This window comes from Herbiconiux moechotypicola, from assembly GCF_024979255.1.
GTDB lineage: Bacteria > Actinomycetota > Actinomycetes > Actinomycetales > Microbacteriaceae > Herbiconiux > Herbiconiux moechotypicola.
Map to the genome: position 1 here is coordinate 11,339 of NZ_JANLCN010000001.1, position 18,347 is coordinate 29,685.

The window sequence follows — 18,347 nt, forward strand, 5'->3', positions numbered from 1 at the left end:
TCGGAGCATATTGCTGTGAAGGTCTTTTACCCGGCTTGAGAGCTCAGCACGGGCGGCCGACGGGGTCGCGAGTGCCGGTCTCAAGGTCGACATCCGCGACGTAGTAGCCGTCGCTGACGCGATACCAGAGGCTGTCCCAGCCGCCATTTCCGATGTAGGGACTGAAATAGCCCCTGACCGACTGGCCATAGACGTGGCAGACGAGCGTGAGTGGGGTCCCGGCCCCGTACCAGCCCGCCTGCGTCGACGTGAGGTTGGGGGCGCTCATCCTTTGCGTCTGCACGGCCGGGGTCCCGGTCGGTAAAGCGGGAACGGAGGCGGTCGGAGCGCTCGTCTGTGCTTGGGCGATGAATCCAGCGCGCGATCCGTTCACGGTCACCGTGAGGCGCTTGCCCACCTCACTGAGAGTGACGGTGTACGACGGAGACGTCGCGCCGCCGATCGGCGCACCGTCTGCCGACCACTGATACGCGAGCGTGTCGGGAGTGGGAGACCAAACACCCGCATCGGCGCTGAGTGTCGATCCGAACGATGCATCGCCGTTGACGATTGGAATCGGTGCTGAGGTGAACTGTTGCGGGCTGATCGTCTTTGGACCGCTCGTTCGGGCGGTGCTCGCGTATCCTGCCCGTGAAGCGGTTACTGTCACGCTGATGCTCTGAGCGGCATCCGCCTCGGTCAGCTTGTAGGTCGACGCAGTCGCGCCAGCGATGACCTCTGCACCCCGCACCCACTGATAGGTGAGCTTGGAGGGCGTCGGAGACCACGTGCCCGGCTTCGCGGTGAGCGTCGATCCGACGATTGCGCTGCCGCTGACAGTCGGCGTCGGCGCAGTGGTGAAGGTGAGCGTCGCCACTTTCTTCGCCGTGCTCGTCTTAGACGTGGTCGCATACCCCGACCGCTTGACCGTGACCGTGACCGTGACGGTGGTTCCGGCGTCCGGCTCGACCAAGGTGTACTTGGAGGTGGTGGCGGACGGGATCGCCGTGCCGTTCCTCTTCCACTGGTAGCTGATCGTGGAGGGTGACGGTGACCACGTTCCTGGAGCGGCTGTGAGGGTGGAGCCCACCGTTCCCTGGCCCGAGATCGTCGGAGTCGGAGTCACTTTGAAGAAGGCGGGTACTGCTGTCACCCCACTGGTCTTCGACGTGGTGATGCGCCCGACGGATGAGGCGGTGACCACGACCGTGAGCGACGTGCCCGCGTCCGCGGGAGCTAACGTGTAGCGCGAGTTGACGGCGCCGGAGATGGATACGCCGTTCCGCTTCCATTGGTACTTCAGCGTCGAGGGTGTCGGCGACCACGTGCCTAGTTGTGCGGACACAGTCTCGCCGACCACGACCGATCCGTTGATCGTGGGGAGCGGCGCTTTCGTGAATGCGATGGAGGCGATGGTCGTGGCGGCGCTCGTCTTCGTGGAACTCGTGTAGCCCGACTTGGTCGCTTTCACGGAGACCGTCAGCTTGGCGCCCGCGTCTGCCTCGACCAGCTTGTAGGTGGACGAGGTCGCCCCCGAGATCGCCGTCCCGTTCCGAGCCCATCTGTATGAGTACGTGTCGGCCGCCGGCGACCAGGTTCCTCGCTTCACGGTGAGCGTCGATCCGACCGTCGCCGACCCGCTGATGGTCGGAGTGGGCGCCTGGGAGAAGAGGGATTGGATCGCCTTCGTTGCGCTCGTCTTCGACGTGCTGGTGCGCCCGATCGCGGTTGCGGTCGTCGTGACGGTGATCGACTTTCCTGCATCGGCCGCGACGAGCTTGTACGTGGCCGCGGTGGCTCCAGGGATGGATGCGCCCGCGCGCTTCCATTGATAGGTGATCTTCGCCGCGGGCGACCAGGAGCCCGGCGCCGCGGTGAGCGTGGATCCCACAGCCGGGGTTCCACTGATCGTGGGCACCGGCGCCACAGCGAACGCGATGGTGGCGACAGCTTTCGCCGCACTCGTCTTGCTGGCGGTGGTGTAGCCGGACTTCTTGGCGGTGGTCGTTACCGTGATCGAGGTGCCCGCATCCGCCGTCACCAGCTTGTAGGTCGCCGCGGTCGCGCCCGAGATCGGCGTGCCGTTTCTCTTCCACTGGTAGGTGATGGTGGTCGGCGACGGCGTCCACGTTCCCGCGTTCGCCTTCACTGTTGAACCCACCGTGCCGGTGCCGCTGATGGTGGGCGTGGGCGCGGTCGTGAACGACAGCACCGTCACAGCCGACGTCTGCGCAGTGGTCGCGGTGGCGGAGGCGTAGCCGTCGCGATTCACAGTGACCACCGCCGAGAGGCGAGCTTTCGCATCTGCGGTGACGACCGAGTAGCTGCTGCCGATCGCTCCGGGGATCGGCGTGCCGTTACGGAACCACTGGTAGGTGTACGTGAGGGTGTCGCGGGCCCACGATCCCTTGCTTACCTTCAGTACCGATCCGATTCGCGGCGTGCCGCTGATCGTGGGTGCTGAGACGAGATTCACCGGTGCTGCGGAGACGCCGAACTGGGGATGGATTCCTGTGCCGAAGTTGATCGCGTACACCTTATAGACGTCAGAGCTGTCGCTCTGGTCGACCACGACATCGAAGCCGTGATTCGGGCCGCGCCCGAATGCCGCATCGACGTCGCTTCGGGGGATGTCTGCGATCGCCTGCGTCAGCAACGCGTCATTGCGATAGATGTGGATGGCGATCGGGTCGGTTGTGTCCTGATCGAGGGTCCACCCGCGGAGACGCACTTTACCGTCGACACCGGCCACGGAGTCGAGATTGCCGATGGGGTTGGCCGACGGAGGCGAGGGCTTGGTGCCGAGCTCTGGATTGACACCCCCGCCGGCGTTGATCGCGTACACGGTGATGTTTCCGGCGCCGGCGCCGGAGTCGAGGTAGACGGAGTATCCGTGGAACTCGCCGCGGTGATGGACGGCGTCGACGTCGGGCCGGGATTGGTCAGCCCGCGCGGCGGCGCGCATCACACCGTTCACGTAGACGTGCACGTCTATCGGATCGTTGGTGTCGGGGTCGATCGCCCACCCGCGTACGAAAACCCCGCCGGATGCCGAGTCGACGGCATCGAAGGCACCGAACGGTGCGGCGCTGCCGACGGGGCCGCAGCCGTCGGCAGTAAAGGAGGTGCGTCCCCACACACCGTTGCTTATCGGGCCCGATGGCGGAAGATCGGGAGCGCCGCAGATCCTGAGGCCGTGTGCCGAATCGAATGGTAGTGGGGATCCGTGGTTGTAGCAGCCCGGCGCAGACCAGTACTCGAAGTGAAGATGAGCGACGCCGTTGTTGTTGTAGCTGCCTGCTGAGCCGACGCTGCCGATCGCCTGCCCCGCCGAGATCGATCCGCTAGTGACCGATGCGTTGATGTGGGTGAGCGTGTAGCTTCTGCCTCCACTCACATTGACGCAGAGGTTCCCGTACGACGCCTGCCAATACGCCACCACGCCGTCTTGCGGCGCTACCACTGTGCGACCGGCTGTTGACGTGCTGCTTGCACCGGTCGTGAGGTCGAGCCCGAATTGTGAGGTTCCTGTATGGGTTCCTGACGAGTAGCCCTGATAGATGTAGACCGGGCCGCCCGACTCGAACGGTGATCGTATGTTGCCCTCGGCAGCGGATGCGGACTGCGGAAAGCTCTGCACGCCGAGGAAGACGAGGAGTGCCATGACGACGGTGATCGCGACAGCGCGCGCGGATGTGTGAGCTCCGGACGAATACGTTGAACCAACCACGGTAGCCCCCACGACCATGCAAAATACGACGTTGTGATGCTGCGGTCAGGATCCCCCGAAGCAGGCCCAGGCTAGCAGCGGGCACGCCGCGCAAATACACCCCACAACGGGTGCCGCGGCCGCGGTCATCGAGCAGCTGCGACAGCGCGGCCTCGGTCCGTTGCCGGGAAGGCGGCGACTGCATCCCGCAGCTCGGCCGCGGGGAGGTTGGCCCCGAAGAGCGGGCTGCCGGGCTGCAGCACGATGCTGTCGTGGAGGGTGCCGACCGGCACCGGGTCGAAACCCACTGTGTCCACGAACGCAGCGACCGTGGCCAGCGAGCCGACGTCGTCGCCCGCGATGCCGATCGCCTTGCGATCGTGCGCCCCCGATGGCCGCGGGCCCTGATCCAGGTCGTGATACCCCATGTGGTTGAACGCCTTCACCACCCGCGACCCCGGCAGGAACGCCTGCACGAGCTCGCTCGTCGAGACGCGTGGGTCGTCGAGGTCGGCGCGGTGGCCGTCGACCTCCCACCAGTAGTTCATGGCGTCGATCACGAGCTTGCCGTCGAGCAGGGCGGCCGGGATGCTGCGGTACTTGCCCAGCGGCAGCGCCAGGATGACGACAGAGGATGCGCGGGCCACCTCATCCGCGGTCGTCGCGACAGCGCCCGGGGCGAGCACATCGACGATGAGGGCGATCTTCGACGGAGCGCCTGATCCGGCGATGAGCACGCGGTAGCCGGCCGCGAGCAGCAGGCGGGCCAGCACCGTGCCGACCTTGCCCGCGCCGAGGATGCCGACCACGGGGCGCGGCGACGTGTCTTCGTGGGGCGCGCGGCGCGCATCCGCGTCACTCATGGGCCGAATCCGAATCCGAATCCGAAGCCGAATCCGAGTCCGAAGCCTCCGCCAGTAGCTCCTGCACCCGCGGCGCCACCCGCGTGCCGAACAGCTCGATCGTGCGCGCCCGTGCCTCCACCGGCAGCCCGCCGATGTCGTACTTGAGGTCGAAGCGGCTGATGTGCAGTTCGCGCGTCATCCGCACGATCTTCTGCGCGACCGTCTCGGGCGAGCCTACGAACAGCGCGCCCGTCGCGAGCTCGAGCTCGTAGCGCTCGCGGGTCGGCGGGTAGAAGCCGCGCTCGCGGCCCATCATCGTGACGAGCGGCTGCCACGACCGCCACCAGGTCTCGGCGGCTTCCTCATCCGTGTCGGCGATGAGTCCGAGAGCGTGCTGACCCACGGGGAGGCGCGGGTGACCGAACTGTTCGAGCGCGCGGTAGTAGAGGTCGACGTGGCCGGCGAACCGCTCCGGCTCGCCGCCGATGATCGCAAGCAGCAAGGGCAGGCCGTAACGGGCCGCGCGGATGACCGAGTTCGGGCTGCCGCCCACGCCGATCCACGTGGGGATGCCACCCGGGCGCATCCGCGGGTGCAGCGTCTCGTCGACCAGCGGAGTGCGCACGGTGCCCTGCCAGGTGACCGACTCCTCGCGCTGCAGCTTCATGAACAGGTCGAGCTTCTCCTCGAACAGGGTCTCGTAGTCTTCGAGGTTGTACCCGAAAAGCGGGAAAGACTGCGTCTGGGATGCGCGACCGAGCACCATCTGCGAGCGCCCGTTCGAGAGAGCGTCGAGGGTGGAGAACTCGTTGTAGAGGCGCACCGGGTCGTTGGTGCTGAGCACGGTCACGGCGGTGCCGAGGCGGATGCGCTCGGTCGCGGTGGCGATGCCGGCCAGAAGCACCGGGGTGGCGGAGTCGACGTAGCCCTCGCGGTAGTGCTCGCCGACGCTGAAGATGTCGAGGCCCACGCGCTCGGCCTGACGGGCTTCGTCGACCACCAGGCGAACGGTCTCGGCGTCGGAGAGGGTTCGGCCGTGGTGCGTGGGGACGTCGCCGAACGAGTTGAGGCCGAACTCGAGGTCGGATGCGGGCACGGGATGCTCCTTCGGGTGGTGTGGATCGTATTATTGACATGTCAACTAGGAGGGATGATGGAGAATTCCCGCGATGCTGGGCGGAAGGGCGGGCGGCTGTCGCCGACACCGCACGACCTGCGGGTGTGGCGCGATTTCGTGGAGACGGGGAACCGCATCCGGTCGCTGCTCGAGGCGCGGTTGCAGGCGGAGTCGGGGATGTCGTCGGGGGACTACTCGGTGCTGCTCGCGCTGTCGGAGGCGCCGGGGAAGCGGATGCGGTCGTCGGAGCTCGCGGAAGCGATCGGGTGGGAGCGGAGCCGGTTGTCGCATCACCTGGGGCGGATGGAGCGGCGGGGACTGGTAGGTCGGTCGTCGTCGGAAGTCGATGGCCGCGGGGCGGAGGTGCTGTTGACAGAGGAGGGGGCGTCACGGTTTCGGGTGGCGTCGGTGGCGCACCTGCGGGCCGTGCAGGAGCTGTTCGTGGAGGCGTTCGCGGGGGACGGCGGCCGAGGCGGAGCCGCTTCAGCAGAGAGAGCCGAGGTGCCGCCGGGGTCGGATGCTCGACAGAACCCGACTTTGACAGATGTCGAGGGTGTCACGACTGTGCTGACGAGGCACCTCGATAGTCTCCTCGAGGAATGAAAGAGGGGGCATGATGCGGCGGAGGTTGCTGCAGGGTGGCACGGCGGGCGGTGCGCTCGTGGTGGCGGCCCTGCTCGGCGGATGCGTGGCGTTCGGGAGCGCGGCGCCGCAAGGGCCAGCCGCCTCGACGCCTGCGGCGGAGGTGAAGACGCGATCCGTGTACGGGTTCGTCATCATCGCGGATCCGGATCCTTCCGGAGAGAAATGGGCGGAGCGTCAGCAGCGCCAGTGGGACACAGGCGACTCGAGCTGCACCGCCCCCGCCGGCTTCGAAGACGTGGTCGCCGGCGGTGAGGTGCAGGTGATGGGGCCATCCGGAGTTCTCGCGACGGGGCAGATCGAGGTGGGGACGTGGAGCTCCGACGTGATGACGTCGAATCGGGTCTTCGGATGCGGGTTCCCGTTCGTCGTCGAGGGCGTGCCCGAAGGGCTCGATGAGTACGGCATCCACGTGGGCGCCGAATCCCGCCCCGCCTACGCCTTCAGCGCCAGCGAACTCCGCAGCGGCCCGCGCCTCTTCCTGCCGTGACGCGTACACGCCTGCGAGCGATAGCGCATCCCACTCGCTCGGCGGTGCCCCCGAAGACGTGGTAGCGGGTGCTGGGGTTCGTCTCCTATCGTCAGGTGTCGCCCACTGAACGAGTGGGCGCGCGCGACGGTGAGAACGAGGACGACGGTGACCCCGAGGCATGCGAAGGCGCCCCCGATGTCGGCGGTCGTCGGTCGGCGGGTGGCGCTCGGGATGCTCGGGGCCGGGATTCTCGGGGGCGGGGCGGCTCTGTTCGCGGTGCAGCGCGCATCCGGGCCTGCGGTCGGCGCGGTGACCGCGACACCCGTTGCGGCCGTGACGCCGACCCCCGCGCCTACGCCAACCCCGACTCTTTCCCCGACCGCCGCCCCGTCGCCGGAGCCCAGCACCACGCCGACGCCCACGTCATCTGCCGGCCCCGTGCTCGAGAAGGTGCCGTTGCCCGGCGGGTCGATCACCGAGCTGCCCGGCGAGGGCAATCTGCTCGCGTGGACGGTCGACGACGGGTCGAACGGCGAGGTGATCAGGCTCTACACCGAGTTCGCCGCGGCGACCGGAACCCGGCTCACCTACTTCCTCAACGGCGCCTACGGCGGCTGGGCCGACAATGCCGAGCTGCTGCGGCCGCTCGTGCAGTCGGGGCAGATTCAGCTCGGCAACCACACTTTCGACCACGCCGACCTCACGAGCCTCAGCGACTCGGGCGTGATCGACCAGCTGCAGCGCAACCACGACTTCATCGAGGCGACGTACGGGGTGGATGCGCGCCCCTATTTCCGCCCGCCCTATGGCTACCACGACGACCGGGTGGACGCGCTCGCCGCGAGTATCGGGTACACCTGCCCGGTGCTCTGGTACGGGTCGCTGTCGGACTCGGGGCTCATCACGCCCGAGCAGGTCGTGGGGTTCGCGGAGCGGTGGTTCCTGCCGCAGCACATCGTGATCGGGCACCTCAACTTCTTGCCGGTGACGGAGGTGTTCGGGCGGCTCGGCGAGATCGTCGCCGAACGCGGGCTGCAGACGGTGACACTGGACGACGTGTTCGCGAAGTGAGCCCGTGCGGCCGCGACGGAGGCCGATGAGGTTCACCGACGGCGTTCAGGGGGCGTGTTTAGGGTGAGGGCGTCGGCGGTGTCGGCGTTGTCGGAGGAGGCGTCATGGGTGGTTCGTACGGTGGGTTCGGGTCGGGGAGCGGGTCCGGCGGCGGTTCCGGGGCAGGAGCCTGGGCCGGGGCCGACGGCGTGTTCGGGGCTGACGGCGTGTTCGGTGCCGGCGGGCCGCTCGGGGGTGCGGGGGCGGATGCTGTGTGGCAGGCGCTGGAGCAGGTGCGAGAGCGGATCGAGGAGAGGGTCGGCTCGAGGTTCGGTCGGCGGGATGTGCGGGCCGCGGTGCTCGCGGTGCTGGCCGAGGAGTCGCTGCACGGGTACGGGGTCATCAGCGCGATCGAGGAGCGCAGCGACTGGCGGTGGCGGCCGAGTGCGGGGGAGGTGTATCCGACGCTGCAGCTGCTCGTCGACGAGGGGTTGATCGTCGCCACGGAGGAGGATGGGCGGAAGACGTACTCGATCACCGAGGCGGGGCGTGCGGTGGTCGAGGCGAACGGGAGCGGCGACAGCGCGGAGACCGGTGACGAAGCCGGAGACGCTGGCGGCGGTGGTGCGGGCCGTGACTTCCGTGCCCTGCCCAAGGCGGGGTTCGAGCTCGCGCAGGCTGCGGCGCAGGTGGGGCGCACGGGCACTCCCGAGCAGGTGAAGCAGGCCGTGCAGGAGCTCGAGGATGCGCGGCGCCGACTCTACGCGATCCTCGCGCAGGAGTGACGCGGGTGGGCGCGGACGGTCAGAGCGAGCCGGATGCAGGTGGATCGCGGGAGGGTGCGGATGCGGGCGGTCACACACCGACCCGGCGCATCCCGTTGCAGGCGCCGGTGCGCTCCGCGAAGCGGGCGCGATCAGCGGCCGACGACAGCATTCAGGCACAGCAGACGGAGCGGATCTCGCTTCCGGATGGACAGGTGACCGAGCGGATCGTGGTTCCCGACGCGTTTCCGACAGAGCGGATCGAGCGGCTGGAGGAGGTGCTCGACGGAGGCGCTCCGGTGAGTGCGTCCCGGCACGTCAACGCGGGGTCGGAGGTGGGGGCCGGCTACGAGGATCGTGGGTGGGCGGGATACGCCGAGGGCGGGACCGAGGAGTATGTGGGGGAGGCGCCCAGGTACGCTCGCAAGGGCTCGGCGGCCGCGCATCCTGAGGCGACAGGAGAGCGCGATGCGGTAGGGGCGGCAGCAGTGGCAGCGGCGTCAGCAGCGGCGGCCGGTGCGGGTGCCGCGCCTCAGGGACCCGGGGCCGGGGGGACGCGGGCGCGTTACCGGCGCATCCTGAGGTTCGCGGGGTGGAACCTGGCGGTGACCTGGTTCTACGAGCTGCTGCTGCCGCGGATCGGGCTCGCTCGCGTCGCCGAGCGCACGCGGGCGAAGCGGATGCAGCGGTTCGCGCGGCGGTTCCACGGGCTGGCGGTGGAGCTCGGCGGGCTCATGATCAAGGTCGGGCAGTTCATGTCGTCGCGGCTGGATGTGCTGCCGCCCGAGATCACCAAAGAACTCGAGGGGCTGCAGGACGAGGTTCCCGCGGTGCCGTTCCCGCTCATCCGGCAGTTGGCCGAGGCCGAGCTGGGGGTGCCGCTCGAGCGGGCGTTCGCGTGGGTCGACGAGGTTCCGGTGGCGGCGGCGTCGCTCGGGCAAGCGCATCGGGCGCGGCTGTCGAGCGCCGACGCGGCCGAGACGGGGCTGGATGCAGTGGTGCTGAAGGTGCAGCGGCCCGGCATCGACGAGATCGTGACGGTCGACCTCGCGGCGCTCCGGCGGGTGGGCGGATGGCTCAGTCACGTGCGGCTCGTGTCGTCGCGGGTCGACGCGCCGGCGCTCGTGGAGGAGTTCGCCGCGACTTCTCTCGAGGAGATCGACTACCTGCACGAGGCTGCGAGCTCGGAGCGTTTCGCCGCCGAGTTCGCGGGCGACGCGCGGGTCGGTGTGCCGACGGTGGTGTGGGAGCGGACGACGCGGCGCGTACTGACGCTCGAAGACGTCACGGCGATCAAGATCACGGATGCGGCGGCGCTCGCGGCGGCCGGCATCGATCCGGCGTCGGTGGCGCCCGTGTTCGCGGCGGTGATGTTCGATCAGCTGTTCACGCACGGGTTCTTCCATGCGGATCCGCACCCGGGGAACATCTTCGTGACGCCTCGGCCCGCGGCCGACAGCGGCGCCACCGACGCCTCGGGCGCTGCGGACGCCTCAGGTGCCGACCCCGCGCATCCGTTCACCCTCACCTTCATCGACTTCGGCATGATGGGCACCGTGCCACCCGGCACCCGCAGCGGGTTGCGCAAGATGCTCATCGCGGCCGCGTCGCGTGACGGCAAGGGGCTCGTCGCCGCTGCGCAAGACCTCGGGGTGCTGCTCGCGAGCGCCGACACGCGCGAGCTCGAGCGGGCGCTCACGCAGCTGTTCGCGCGCTTCGGGGGGATGGGGTTCGCCGAGCTGCGGGAGGTCGATCAGCGCGAGTTCGCCGACTTCGGGGCGGAGTTCGGGCACGTCATCCGGTCGCTGCCGTTCCAGCTGCCCGAGAACTTTCTGCTCATCATCCGGGCGATGTCGCTCACCTCGGGAGTGTGCAGTGCGCTCGATCCGTCGTTCAACCTGTGGGACTCGGTGGAGCCGTACGCGCAGCGACTCATCCGCGAGGAGCGCGGCAACGTGGCGCAGGACTTCGGTTCGCAGGCGCTGTCGAACCTCGGGCTGCTGTGGCGGATGCCGGCACGGATGGACGCTCTGCTCACGAGCATCGACGAGGGCCGCGTGGCGGTGTCGGTGCCCGGGCTCGAGCGCAGGATCGGGCGGCTCGAGCGGGCTGCCGGGCGGCTCGGGTCGGCGCTGGTGTTCGGGTCGCTGCTGATCGCGGGGGCACTGGTGCGGCTGACCGACGAGGTGTTCGGGACGGTGCTGATGGTGGTGTCGGTGCTGCCGTTGCTGCACGCACTGTTCTCGGGGCGGCGGCGGTAGGCGCGCGCAGATTTCGCGCGACCGCTAGCGGAAGCTCAGTTCCACCACGCCGAAGGGGAAGGGATACAGGAACGCGTAAGGTGCGCCCGGCGTCCAGTCGCCGATCGGGATGAGGGCGAACCAGCCCAGCGCGATCGCGAAAGAACCCACGGCGACGACGATCACTGCGGTCGACGCACGATCGAGCGTGCGGATCGCCTGTGCCTCGGTCTGTGCGGACTTGAGTACGCGGGTGAGTGCGAGAACGACGATCGCCGCGAGCGCGACGAACACGAGCGGACTCGGTTTCAGCACGAGATCGATGCAGCCGGAATTCTCGTCGGCGGGCTGCTCGGCCGCCCCTCCTACGCATCTGCCCGCGCTGGCCACCGCGAGCATGCCGTAGAGGGCGCCCACGAGCACGGTGACGATGACGAGTCGCCGAATGCGCGAGATGATCGCCCGGCCTGGCAGCGAGATCGTCGTACTGGGCTCCAGTGCTGTGGAGTGTTGTGACACAAGACCTCCTGCCTAAAGGTTTGAACACGGGAGCAGTCCTGTCAACATCCGTTGAACTAGCGGATGCTCCAGGCGGATGGGTGGACTGGTCTGGGAGGATCGGGGGATGAGTTCAGGGGTGCCGCCGTTTCCGACTGGTCAGCCGCAGAGTCGGCCGGGGGTGGCGGGCGAGCCTGCGGCGTCGCCGAGTACTTCGCGGGGTGCGAGTGCGACGAGTGCGGGTGCGGGTGCGGCAGGTGGGCGCGACCCGCGGCGGAACGGGATGGGGACGGCCGCACTCATCCTGGGCATCGTGTCGTTCGTGGGTGCGTTCATCCCGTTGTTCGGGTATCTGGCGGTGCTCATCGCGTTGGTGGGGCTGGTGCTCGGGATCGTGGCGCTGTTCTTCGCGGGGCGGCGGAGGGGGCCGGCGATCGCGGGGATCATCCTCAACGCGGTCGGCGCCGTGCTCGCCGTCGTGATGTCGATCGTGTACACCTTCGTGTTCTTCGGGGCGCTCATCACCAGCGCGATCGCGGCAGCCGAGGATGCGGACAGCCGGTCGCCTGAGGTGGCGCTCGTGTACGAGATCGACGGCACGGGGTCGGATGTGGATGTCACCTACACGACGTCGGTCGACGGCGTGCAGGCGGTCGAGCGGGAGACCGTCCGGAACCTGCCGTTCGAGGCCGAGTTCGAGGTGGGCGTCGATGGCGCGGACCGCTACGCGAGCTACACGATCACCGCGGTGAACGGGGCGGATGGTGGAGACGTCACCTGCCGCATCACTCTCGACGGCGCCCTCATCGCCGAGGACACGGCCTCAGGCGCCTACGCCACCGCCAGCTGCACCGGAAGCGTCGCCAACACGCGATAGGTCGTATAAAGCGAGCTATCATCACTCAATGTGGTAAGCTCGAGTACACCGCTCGGCCCCTCTGGGGCCGAGTTTTCTTTAACCGGGCGGTGACCCGGCTGCGGCCGCGTAGCGGTCGGAGAGGGTGGAGAAGGCGGCGGCGAGTTCGGGTGGGTCGAGCACGTCGAGCGGGGCGTCGAAGCGGCCGAGGGAGGCGGCGAGGGCCGTCCACGACCAGGCGCCCGCGGTGTAGCGCGTGCGGTCGGGTCCCTCAGGGGTGACGGTGCCGTCGCCGGCGAACGGCGTGACGGCAGTGGCGGGCAGGTGGAGCACGACGGTGCCGGTGCAGGGCCACTCATCACGCGCATCCGAGCCCTTGAAGCGGGCCGAGACGAAGGCGTGCACGTCGCCGCCGGGTACGTCGCGCGGGGTGAAGCGGGGGCCGGTCGGGATGCGCGGGGTGATGCGGTCGGCGCGGTAGAGACGCCAGTCGGCGCGGTCGAGGCTCCAGGCGACGAGGTACCAGCGCCCGTTCGCGGTGACGAGGTGGTGCGGCTCGACGCGCCGCGGAGCCGGCGGGTAGGAGTCGGCGGCGCGCGACGCGCCGGCGGGAGCGGTGGCCAGCGAGGCGTAGTCGAACCGGAGAATCTCGCGGGCGCGGATGGCGGTGGAGAGGGTGATGAGCACGTCGGGGGAGACGGGCGGAGTGGGCCCGGATGCGGGCTGAAGTGCCGAGAAGCGGATGGCGTCGAGGCGGTGGCGAAGGCGGGTGGGAAGGACCTGGCGCACGGTTGTGAGGGCGCGGACCGCCGCCTCGCTGAGCCCGCCCGTCCCGGAGGTGCCGTCGATGCCGTTCGCCGCGGCGGACTGCAGCGCCACCGCGAGCGCGAGCGCCTGATCGTCGTCGAAGAGCAGCGGCGGTAGCTCGGCCCCCGCGTCGAGCCGGTACCCGCCGTCTGGGCCCTTCACCGCGCGGATGCGGTAACCCATCGTCCGCAGGCGTTCCACATCCCGCCGCACCGTGCGCGGCGCCACTTCCAGTCGCTCGGCGAGCAACTGCCCCGGCCAATCGCGGCGCGACTGCAGCAGCGACAACAGGAGCAGCATCCGGGAGCTCGACGACATTCCTCAACACTACGAGAAGTAGAGGACCGAAACAGGCCTCTTCTCCCGACAGAGTGGAACGCATCCTGAACCGACACGAACAAGGAGACACCATGTCGATCACCGTCACCCCTCACCTCAACTTCCGCGGCCAGGCTCGCGAGGCGCTGGAGTTCTACCGCACCGTCTTCGGCGGGCAGCTCTTCATCGTCACGAACGACGACGCCCACAGCACCGAGCGTCCCGAGGAGGCCGCACAGGTGAAGTTCGGCCAGGTCACCGCCGAGAACGGCTTCAGCATCATGGCCTACGACGTGCCCGCGAGCCGCGACTACGACCAGGGCGTGAACTCGCTCTTCGTCTCGGTGCGCACGCCCTCCGCCGAGGAGACGACCGCGCTCTGGAACAAGCTCGTCGAGGGCTCGACGGTGATCGAAGCGTTCGGTCCGTCGTTCTTCTCGCCGGCCTACGGGATGCTGCGCGACGCCTTCGGGGTCGTCTGGGTTCTCGACGTGGCGGTCGAGTACACGGGCTGACGCCGCCTCAAGCCGCCCCGACCGCGAAGGCCGTCGCCGCCACCTCGACCCGGCAGCGTCCGAACAGGCCCGAGGCCACGGTCGTGCGGGCGGGGCGGCCGAGCGGGTCGGGGAGCAGCCGCGCATACACCGCGTTGAACTCCGGCAGCAGCTCGATCGAGGCGAGGTGCACGGTCAGCTGCAGCAGCGCATCCGGGGCCGATCGCGCTGCCGACAACACGGTGAAGAGGTTGCGCAAGACTGCTTCGAACTCGTCGGCCGCGCTCGCGGGTAGGGTGCCTACGGCATCGACGGTGCCGAGCAGACCCGACACGTGCACGGTGCCGTCGTGCACCACCGCGTGGGGCACGACAGGGCTCGCGAACAGCTCGTCGAGCACGAGACGGGTGGGCGGGATGCGCGGGGCCGCGCCGGGCGGGGTGGTCACAGCATGATCTCCAATCGGGTTCGGCCGCGGCTCACGCAGGCGGCGAGAAACCCGCCCGCGCGTTCGGTGTCGCTCAGGCAGAGGTCGCGGTGGTCGATCTCGCCGGAGACGGATTCCACTACGCAGCTGCCGCACACCCCGCTCTCACACGAGTACTCGAGGGGTACCTTCACTCGGTGCAGCGCGGCGAGCAACGACTCCGTCTCGCCGACGACCAGTTCGCGCGCCGCGCCCTTGAGGTAGACGGGGAACGTGGCGCCGAGGCGCTCCCCGGGGGCGGTGGTGGTGGCGGCGAAGGCCTCGCTGCGCACCGGGGGAAGGCCCGCGGCGGAGGCGGCGTCGGCGACGGCGGTCATGAGGCCGGCGGGGCCGCAGACGTAGGCGGCGAGGTGGCGGGCGGGGTGCGTCGCGGGACGCGCGGTAGGGGATGGCAGCGTGCTCGTGGCAGGGTGTGCCGCGGCGTCGAGGACAGCGGCGACGTCAAGGCGGTCGCCGAGCGAGCTCGCGTGTACCTCGACGCGCACCCCGAGCGACCGGAGATCGTCGACGAGCACGGCGTCGGCGGGGGTGCGCACGGCCAGATGCGCCACGGCGGCGGCGGGAGCGGCGCCGGTGGTCATGTCGGCGGTGAGGGCGTGGGCGACGCCCGCGATCGCCGTCACGCCGATGCCGCCGGCGATGAAGAGGTGCTCGTCCGCATCCGGGTCGAGTCGCAGACCGGGTTGCGGGTACGAGACGAACACCTCGTCACCCTCGCTCAGCGCGTCGTGGAAGAGCAGCGAGCCCCCGCGCCCGTTGGGCTCGCGCTGCACGGCGATCTCGTAGCGATCGGGATGCACGGGGAAGCCTATGAGGGAGTAGTCACGCCGGACTCCGGTCGCGTGCTGCAGCTGCACGTGGTCGCCCGGCTCGAACGCGGGGAAGGCCGCTCGGTGAGCGGGTCGCAGGCTGATGCGGATGACCCGCGGCGAGAGCGGCGTGATGCGGTCGACGCGGGCCGCGATCAGCAGGCGCACGGTCACGACCGGTCTCCGACCGTGCCCGGCGCACCTGTCGCGCCCGGCGCATCCGTCGCCGCCGTCGCGTGCACCGGCACGATCGCGTCACCCGGGCGGATCACACCACCCCGCACGATGCTGCAGTTGAGCCCCGAGCGGCCCACGAGCGGCTCGAACACGGCCTTGTCGATGAGGCGCTCGAGGTAGCGGCACGGCACGTTGAGGCGGCCGCCGTGCAGCAGCACCTCGCCCACGGCGAAGGTGGTGCCGACGAGGTCGCCGAGGGGGGCGCCCGCCGTCACGAGGTTGCGGCGCGTCTCGACGGGTTCGAGGCCGAGGCCGGTCTCGGCGTTGAGGGCGTCGATGGTCTCCTGGGCGATGAGGGTGACCTGCCGGTCGACGTGCCAGAGGTGGGAGTAGTGGCCGCGGTGGGTCGCGTAGCGGTCGCCCTCGATGCCGATGCCCTCGAGCATGCGGGCCTCGTCGAGTGCGTGCATCTCGACGCCGGCCGCCTCGGCGACGAACACCGCCGAGAGGGTGCCGCGCCACGCCGGTGCCGACGCCGGCGTGGTCACTCCCGCATCCGCCCCCGTCACGCCGGCAGCGCGACGACGAAGTCGATCTCGACCAGCGCCTCGGGTGCATACAGGCTCTGCACGCCGAGGTATGTGCTCGTCGGCGGCGCCTCCACCCCGGCGCGCAGCGGCCCGAGGATCGCGGGCACCAGCTCGGGCGAGTGCCCGACCACGTAGATCGTCTCCTTCACGATGTCGGAGCGCGTCGCCCCCACCGCGGCGAGCAGCCCGTCTACGCGCTCGACGATGCGGGCCACCTGGGCGCCGTGGTCGCCCACGCCCACGAACTCGCCGTCGTCTCCCCAGGCGACCTGGCCCGACACGAACAGCAGCGATTGCCCGGCGCCGACGACGCCGAGCTGCGAGATGAGCCCGGGCAGGCCGAACACGGTGGGCGGGTTGACGAACTCGGTCATGAGCTGGCCTCCAAGCGGGTGATGACGGTGGCGAGGGTGGCGGCGAGTAGATCGGGATGCGTGACCATCGGCATGTGCGCGGTCGGGATGCGGGTGACGCTATAGCCGCGGGCATCGGCGGTGGCGAGCATGCCCTCCATGAGCGGGAGCGCCTCGCAGTAGACGTAGTGGGCGGGGGTGGCGTCGGGCGCCGGGGCGGGATCGCGGTGGGTCGCGAGGGGCATGGGGGTCATGTGCGCGGTGAGCCACGCGGCGTCGGTGGGGTCGGTCACGCCGAGACCGGCCGGGTCGAGCGGGGTGACGAGCCACGGATGTGCGTCGTCGACCGGTTGGAACGCGTTGGCGAGCCAGGGGAGCAGGTCGAAGGCCGACTCGCCCTCCGCGGCGAGGAAGGCGTCGAGGTAGACGACGCCGGCCACGCGCTCGCTCGCGGCGGCGGCGCCCTGCGCCACGAGGCCGCCGTAGCTGTGGCCGACGAGGATGGCCTCGTGGAGATCGTGCTCGTCGAGGTAGGCGGTGATGGAGCGGATGTGGGTGTCGAGGCCGGTGTCGAGCCCGGCTTCGGAGGCGCGGCCGGCGAGGCCGGGCAGGTCGGGGGCGTGCACGTCGTGGCCGGTGTCGGTGAGTGCGGGAACGAGACGCTCCCACGCCCAGCCGCCGAGCCAGGTGCCGTGGATGAGGACGACTTGGGTCATGCCGCCAGCGTAGTTTGCCGATTGGCATTGGCATTGCCTTTAAGGCAAGAGTTAACATGAGTGCAACATGACCGAGAGCATCGCGCGCGCCATCCGCGCTCATCGCGCCCAGCGGGGACTGACCTTGGCGGCGGCGGCGAAGGCCTCCGGGGTCTCGTCGGCGCACCTGTCGCGCATCGAGAACGGCGAACGGAGCCCCTCCATCGCGGTGCTGCTGCAGCTCGCGCGGGCCTATGGGGTGCCGCTGGGCGTGCTCATCGGCGAGGAGCAGGACGCGGCCGACGACGAGGTGTCCGTGCGCCGTGCCTCGCCGCCCGCACCGGGGCCGGTCACGGAGATCGGCTACGAGCTGCTCGGGTCGAACGCGCCGCGCACGCTGCTCCAGCCGATCCGGGTGCTTCTGCCGGCGGGGTCGGCGACGCGGCGGCGCTCGCACGAGGGCGAGGAGTGGGTGCTCGTGGAGCACGGGCGCCTCGACCTCGAAGCGGGCACCGCGACCCACACCCTCAGGCCGGGCGACTCCGCCCACTTCTCGGCCGAACTCGAGCACCGCCTCGCGAACCGTGGCACCGAACCGGCGTCTCTGCTGCTCGTCAGCTCCGTCGCGCATCCCGCCCACCACGCCCCCGCCCCTGACGCGCCTCGGTGAGGCGTCGGAGCGGCACCGTGGATCGAGTAGGCGCAATCGGGCGGTTCGCGGCGGGGAATGCGACCGATTGCGCCTACTCGATGAGGTGGGGATGCGCAGCGGGGCGGGCTAGGGGTGCTCGGCGGCGGTGAGGCCCTGGAGCTGGTAGTCGCGGGCGCGGGACATGTGTGCGGCCATGCGGGAGCGGGCGAGGGCGGGGTCGCGGGCGAGCACGGCGTCGAGGATGCCCTGGTGCTCGGCCTGCGACTCGGCGGTGCCCGCGATCGACGACACCCACGGCCGGCGGTGCAGCGCGATGAGCGTCTCGGCGCGGGCGATGAACTCGATCAGGGCGTCGTTGTGGCTGGCGCGGTGCAGCGCCTGGTGCCAGCCGTCGTGGATGCGCGCGCGCGTGGCCTCGTCGGGCTCCGCATCCGCCCGCTGCAGCATGGCGCTCATCTGTGCGCGCTCGAGCTCGGTGGCGCGGAGGGCGGCCGCCTCGGCCGCCGCCGCCTCGAGGGCGCCGCGCACGTCGAAGTAGTCGAGCACCTCCTGCAGGGTGCGCTCGCGCACGCGGTAGCCGCGACGCTCGCGCACCAGGATGCCGTCCTTCTCGAGCAGGCTGAGCGCCTCGCGGATGGGCGTGCGCGAGGTGCCGAGGTCGCCGGTGAGGGCGCTCTCGTAGAGCCGTGTCTCCGAGGTGATGTCACCCGCGATGATGCGCTCGCGCAGGGTGCGGTAGTGCGCGGATGCCGCCGTCTCGTTCACAGGTCTCCTTCGGCCGGACGTCGTGGGG

19 protein-coding genes are annotated in these 18,347 nt (G+C 69.9%); 8 read left to right on the forward strand and 11 right to left on the reverse strand.

Annotation, left to right across the window (positions count from 1 at the left end; translation table 11 throughout):
* Positions 1-43 precede the first annotated feature (43 nt).
* The 3 genes from N1031_RS00060 to N1031_RS00070 all read right to left on the reverse strand — a co-directional run bounded on the left by N1031_RS00060 (position 44) and on the right by N1031_RS00070 (position 5,629).
* Positions 44-3,727, reverse strand: coding sequence for a peptidoglycan DD-metalloendopeptidase family protein (locus N1031_RS00060; RefSeq protein WP_259477540.1), 3,684 nt, complete (start codon positions 3,725-3,727; stop codon positions 44-46).
* Positions 3,728-3,834: 107 nt separating this feature from the next.
* Complete coding sequence (locus tag N1031_RS00065) at positions 3,835-4,551, reverse strand: NADPH-dependent F420 reductase (RefSeq protein WP_259477541.1); 717 nt, start codon at positions 4,549-4,551, stop codon at positions 3,835-3,837.
* Positions 4,544-5,629: an LLM class flavin-dependent oxidoreductase gene (locus tag N1031_RS00070; protein ID WP_259477542.1), complete on the reverse strand. Its 1,086-nt coding sequence runs from the start codon at positions 5,627-5,629 to the stop codon at positions 4,544-4,546. The genes N1031_RS00065 and N1031_RS00070 overlap by 8 nt, the downstream gene beginning before the upstream one ends.
* A gap of 57 nt (positions 5,630-5,686) precedes the next feature.
* On the opposite strand from N1031_RS00070, the gene N1031_RS00075 reads away from it, so the two are divergent.
* From N1031_RS00075 to N1031_RS00095, 5 genes are all read left to right on the forward strand, one after another.
* Positions 5,687-6,253 (forward strand): MarR family winged helix-turn-helix transcriptional regulator, encoded by a 567-nt coding sequence (locus N1031_RS00075; RefSeq protein WP_259477543.1) that lies wholly within the window; start codon positions 5,687-5,689, stop codon positions 6,251-6,253.
* A gap of 10 nt (positions 6,254-6,263) precedes the next feature.
* Positions 6,264-6,782 (forward strand): hypothetical protein, encoded by a 519-nt coding sequence (locus N1031_RS00080; protein ID WP_259477544.1) that lies wholly within the window; start codon positions 6,264-6,266, stop codon positions 6,780-6,782.
* Positions 6,783-6,959: 177 nt separating this feature from the next.
* Positions 6,960-7,835, forward strand: coding sequence for a polysaccharide deacetylase family protein (locus N1031_RS00085; protein ID WP_259477545.1), 876 nt, complete (start codon positions 6,960-6,962; stop codon positions 7,833-7,835).
* Positions 7,836-7,939: 104 nt separating this feature from the next.
* Entirely contained in the window at positions 7,940-8,599 is a 660-nt protein-coding gene (locus N1031_RS00090; protein WP_259477546.1) for a PadR family transcriptional regulator, read from the forward strand.
* A 467-nt stretch (positions 8,600-9,066) separates the two neighbouring features.
* Positions 9,067-10,839 carry an ABC1 kinase family protein gene (locus tag N1031_RS00095; RefSeq protein ID WP_259478041.1) on the forward strand — a complete coding sequence of 591 codons (1,773 nt, stop codon included), beginning with the start codon at positions 9,067-9,069 and terminating at the stop codon, positions 10,837-10,839.
* Positions 10,840-10,863: 24 nt separating this feature from the next.
* On the opposite strand, the gene N1031_RS00100 is transcribed toward N1031_RS00095, so the two are convergent.
* The gene (locus N1031_RS00100; protein ID WP_259477547.1) at positions 10,864-11,337 is read right to left on the reverse strand and encodes a cell division protein FtsK; all 474 of its coding nucleotides are present in this window, start codon (positions 11,335-11,337) and stop codon (positions 10,864-10,866) included.
* Between the two features lie 262 nt (positions 11,338-11,599).
* On the opposite strand from N1031_RS00100, the gene N1031_RS00105 reads away from it, so the two are divergent.
* Positions 11,600-12,193, forward strand: a complete 594-nt coding sequence (locus N1031_RS00105) for a DUF4190 domain-containing protein (protein ID WP_259477548.1) — start codon at positions 11,600-11,602, stop codon at positions 12,191-12,193.
* A 78-nt stretch (positions 12,194-12,271) separates the two neighbouring features.
* Here N1031_RS00105 and N1031_RS00110 read toward each other — a convergent pair whose 3' ends face one another.
* Positions 12,272-13,297, reverse strand: a complete 1,026-nt coding sequence (locus N1031_RS00110) for a helix-turn-helix transcriptional regulator (RefSeq protein WP_259477549.1) — start codon at positions 13,295-13,297, stop codon at positions 12,272-12,274.
* A 92-nt stretch (positions 13,298-13,389) separates the two neighbouring features.
* On the opposite strand from N1031_RS00110, the gene N1031_RS00115 reads away from it, so the two are divergent.
* Positions 13,390-13,812 (forward strand): VOC family protein, encoded by a 423-nt coding sequence (locus N1031_RS00115; RefSeq protein ID WP_259477550.1) that lies wholly within the window; start codon positions 13,390-13,392, stop codon positions 13,810-13,812.
* Between the two features lie 7 nt (positions 13,813-13,819).
* Here the strand turns inward: N1031_RS00115 and N1031_RS00120 are convergent, their stop codons facing one another.
* The 5 genes from N1031_RS00120 to N1031_RS00140 are packed head-to-tail and all read right to left on the reverse strand — an operon-like array spanning position 13,820 to position 16,923.
* A complete protein-coding gene (locus N1031_RS00120) occupies positions 13,820-14,239 on the reverse strand; it encodes a RidA family protein (RefSeq protein WP_259477551.1) in 420 nt (139 codons plus the stop codon).
* Positions 14,236-15,261, reverse strand: a complete 1,026-nt coding sequence (locus N1031_RS00125; protein WP_259477552.1) for a PDR/VanB family oxidoreductase — start codon at positions 15,259-15,261, stop codon at positions 14,236-14,238. Before N1031_RS00125 ends, N1031_RS00120 begins: the two co-directional genes overlap by 4 nt.
* Complete coding sequence (locus N1031_RS00130) at positions 15,258-15,812, reverse strand: MOSC domain-containing protein (RefSeq protein WP_259477553.1); 555 nt, start codon at positions 15,810-15,812, stop codon at positions 15,258-15,260. The genes N1031_RS00125 and N1031_RS00130 overlap by 4 nt, the downstream gene beginning before the upstream one ends.
* Positions 15,813-15,829: 17 nt before the next feature.
* Positions 15,830-16,228, reverse strand: a complete 399-nt coding sequence (locus N1031_RS00135; protein WP_259477554.1) for a RidA family protein — start codon at positions 16,226-16,228, stop codon at positions 15,830-15,832.
* Complete coding sequence (locus N1031_RS00140) at positions 16,225-16,923, reverse strand: alpha/beta fold hydrolase (protein ID WP_259477555.1); 699 nt, start codon at positions 16,921-16,923, stop codon at positions 16,225-16,227. The genes N1031_RS00135 and N1031_RS00140 overlap by 4 nt, the downstream gene beginning before the upstream one ends.
* Before the next feature lie 67 nt (positions 16,924-16,990).
* Here N1031_RS00140 and N1031_RS00145 point away from each other — a divergent pair, with 67 nt between their 5' ends.
* On the forward strand, positions 16,991-17,572 hold the full coding sequence (locus N1031_RS00145) for a helix-turn-helix domain-containing protein (protein WP_259477556.1): 582 nt from the start codon (positions 16,991-16,993) through the stop codon (positions 17,570-17,572).
* 108 nt (positions 17,573-17,680) lie between these two features.
* Here the strand turns inward: N1031_RS00145 and N1031_RS00150 are convergent, their stop codons facing one another.
* The gene (locus N1031_RS00150) at positions 17,681-18,319 is read right to left on the reverse strand and encodes a GntR family transcriptional regulator (RefSeq protein ID WP_259477557.1); all 639 of its coding nucleotides are present in this window, start codon (positions 18,317-18,319) and stop codon (positions 17,681-17,683) included.
* Positions 18,320-18,347: the final 28 nt, after the last annotated feature.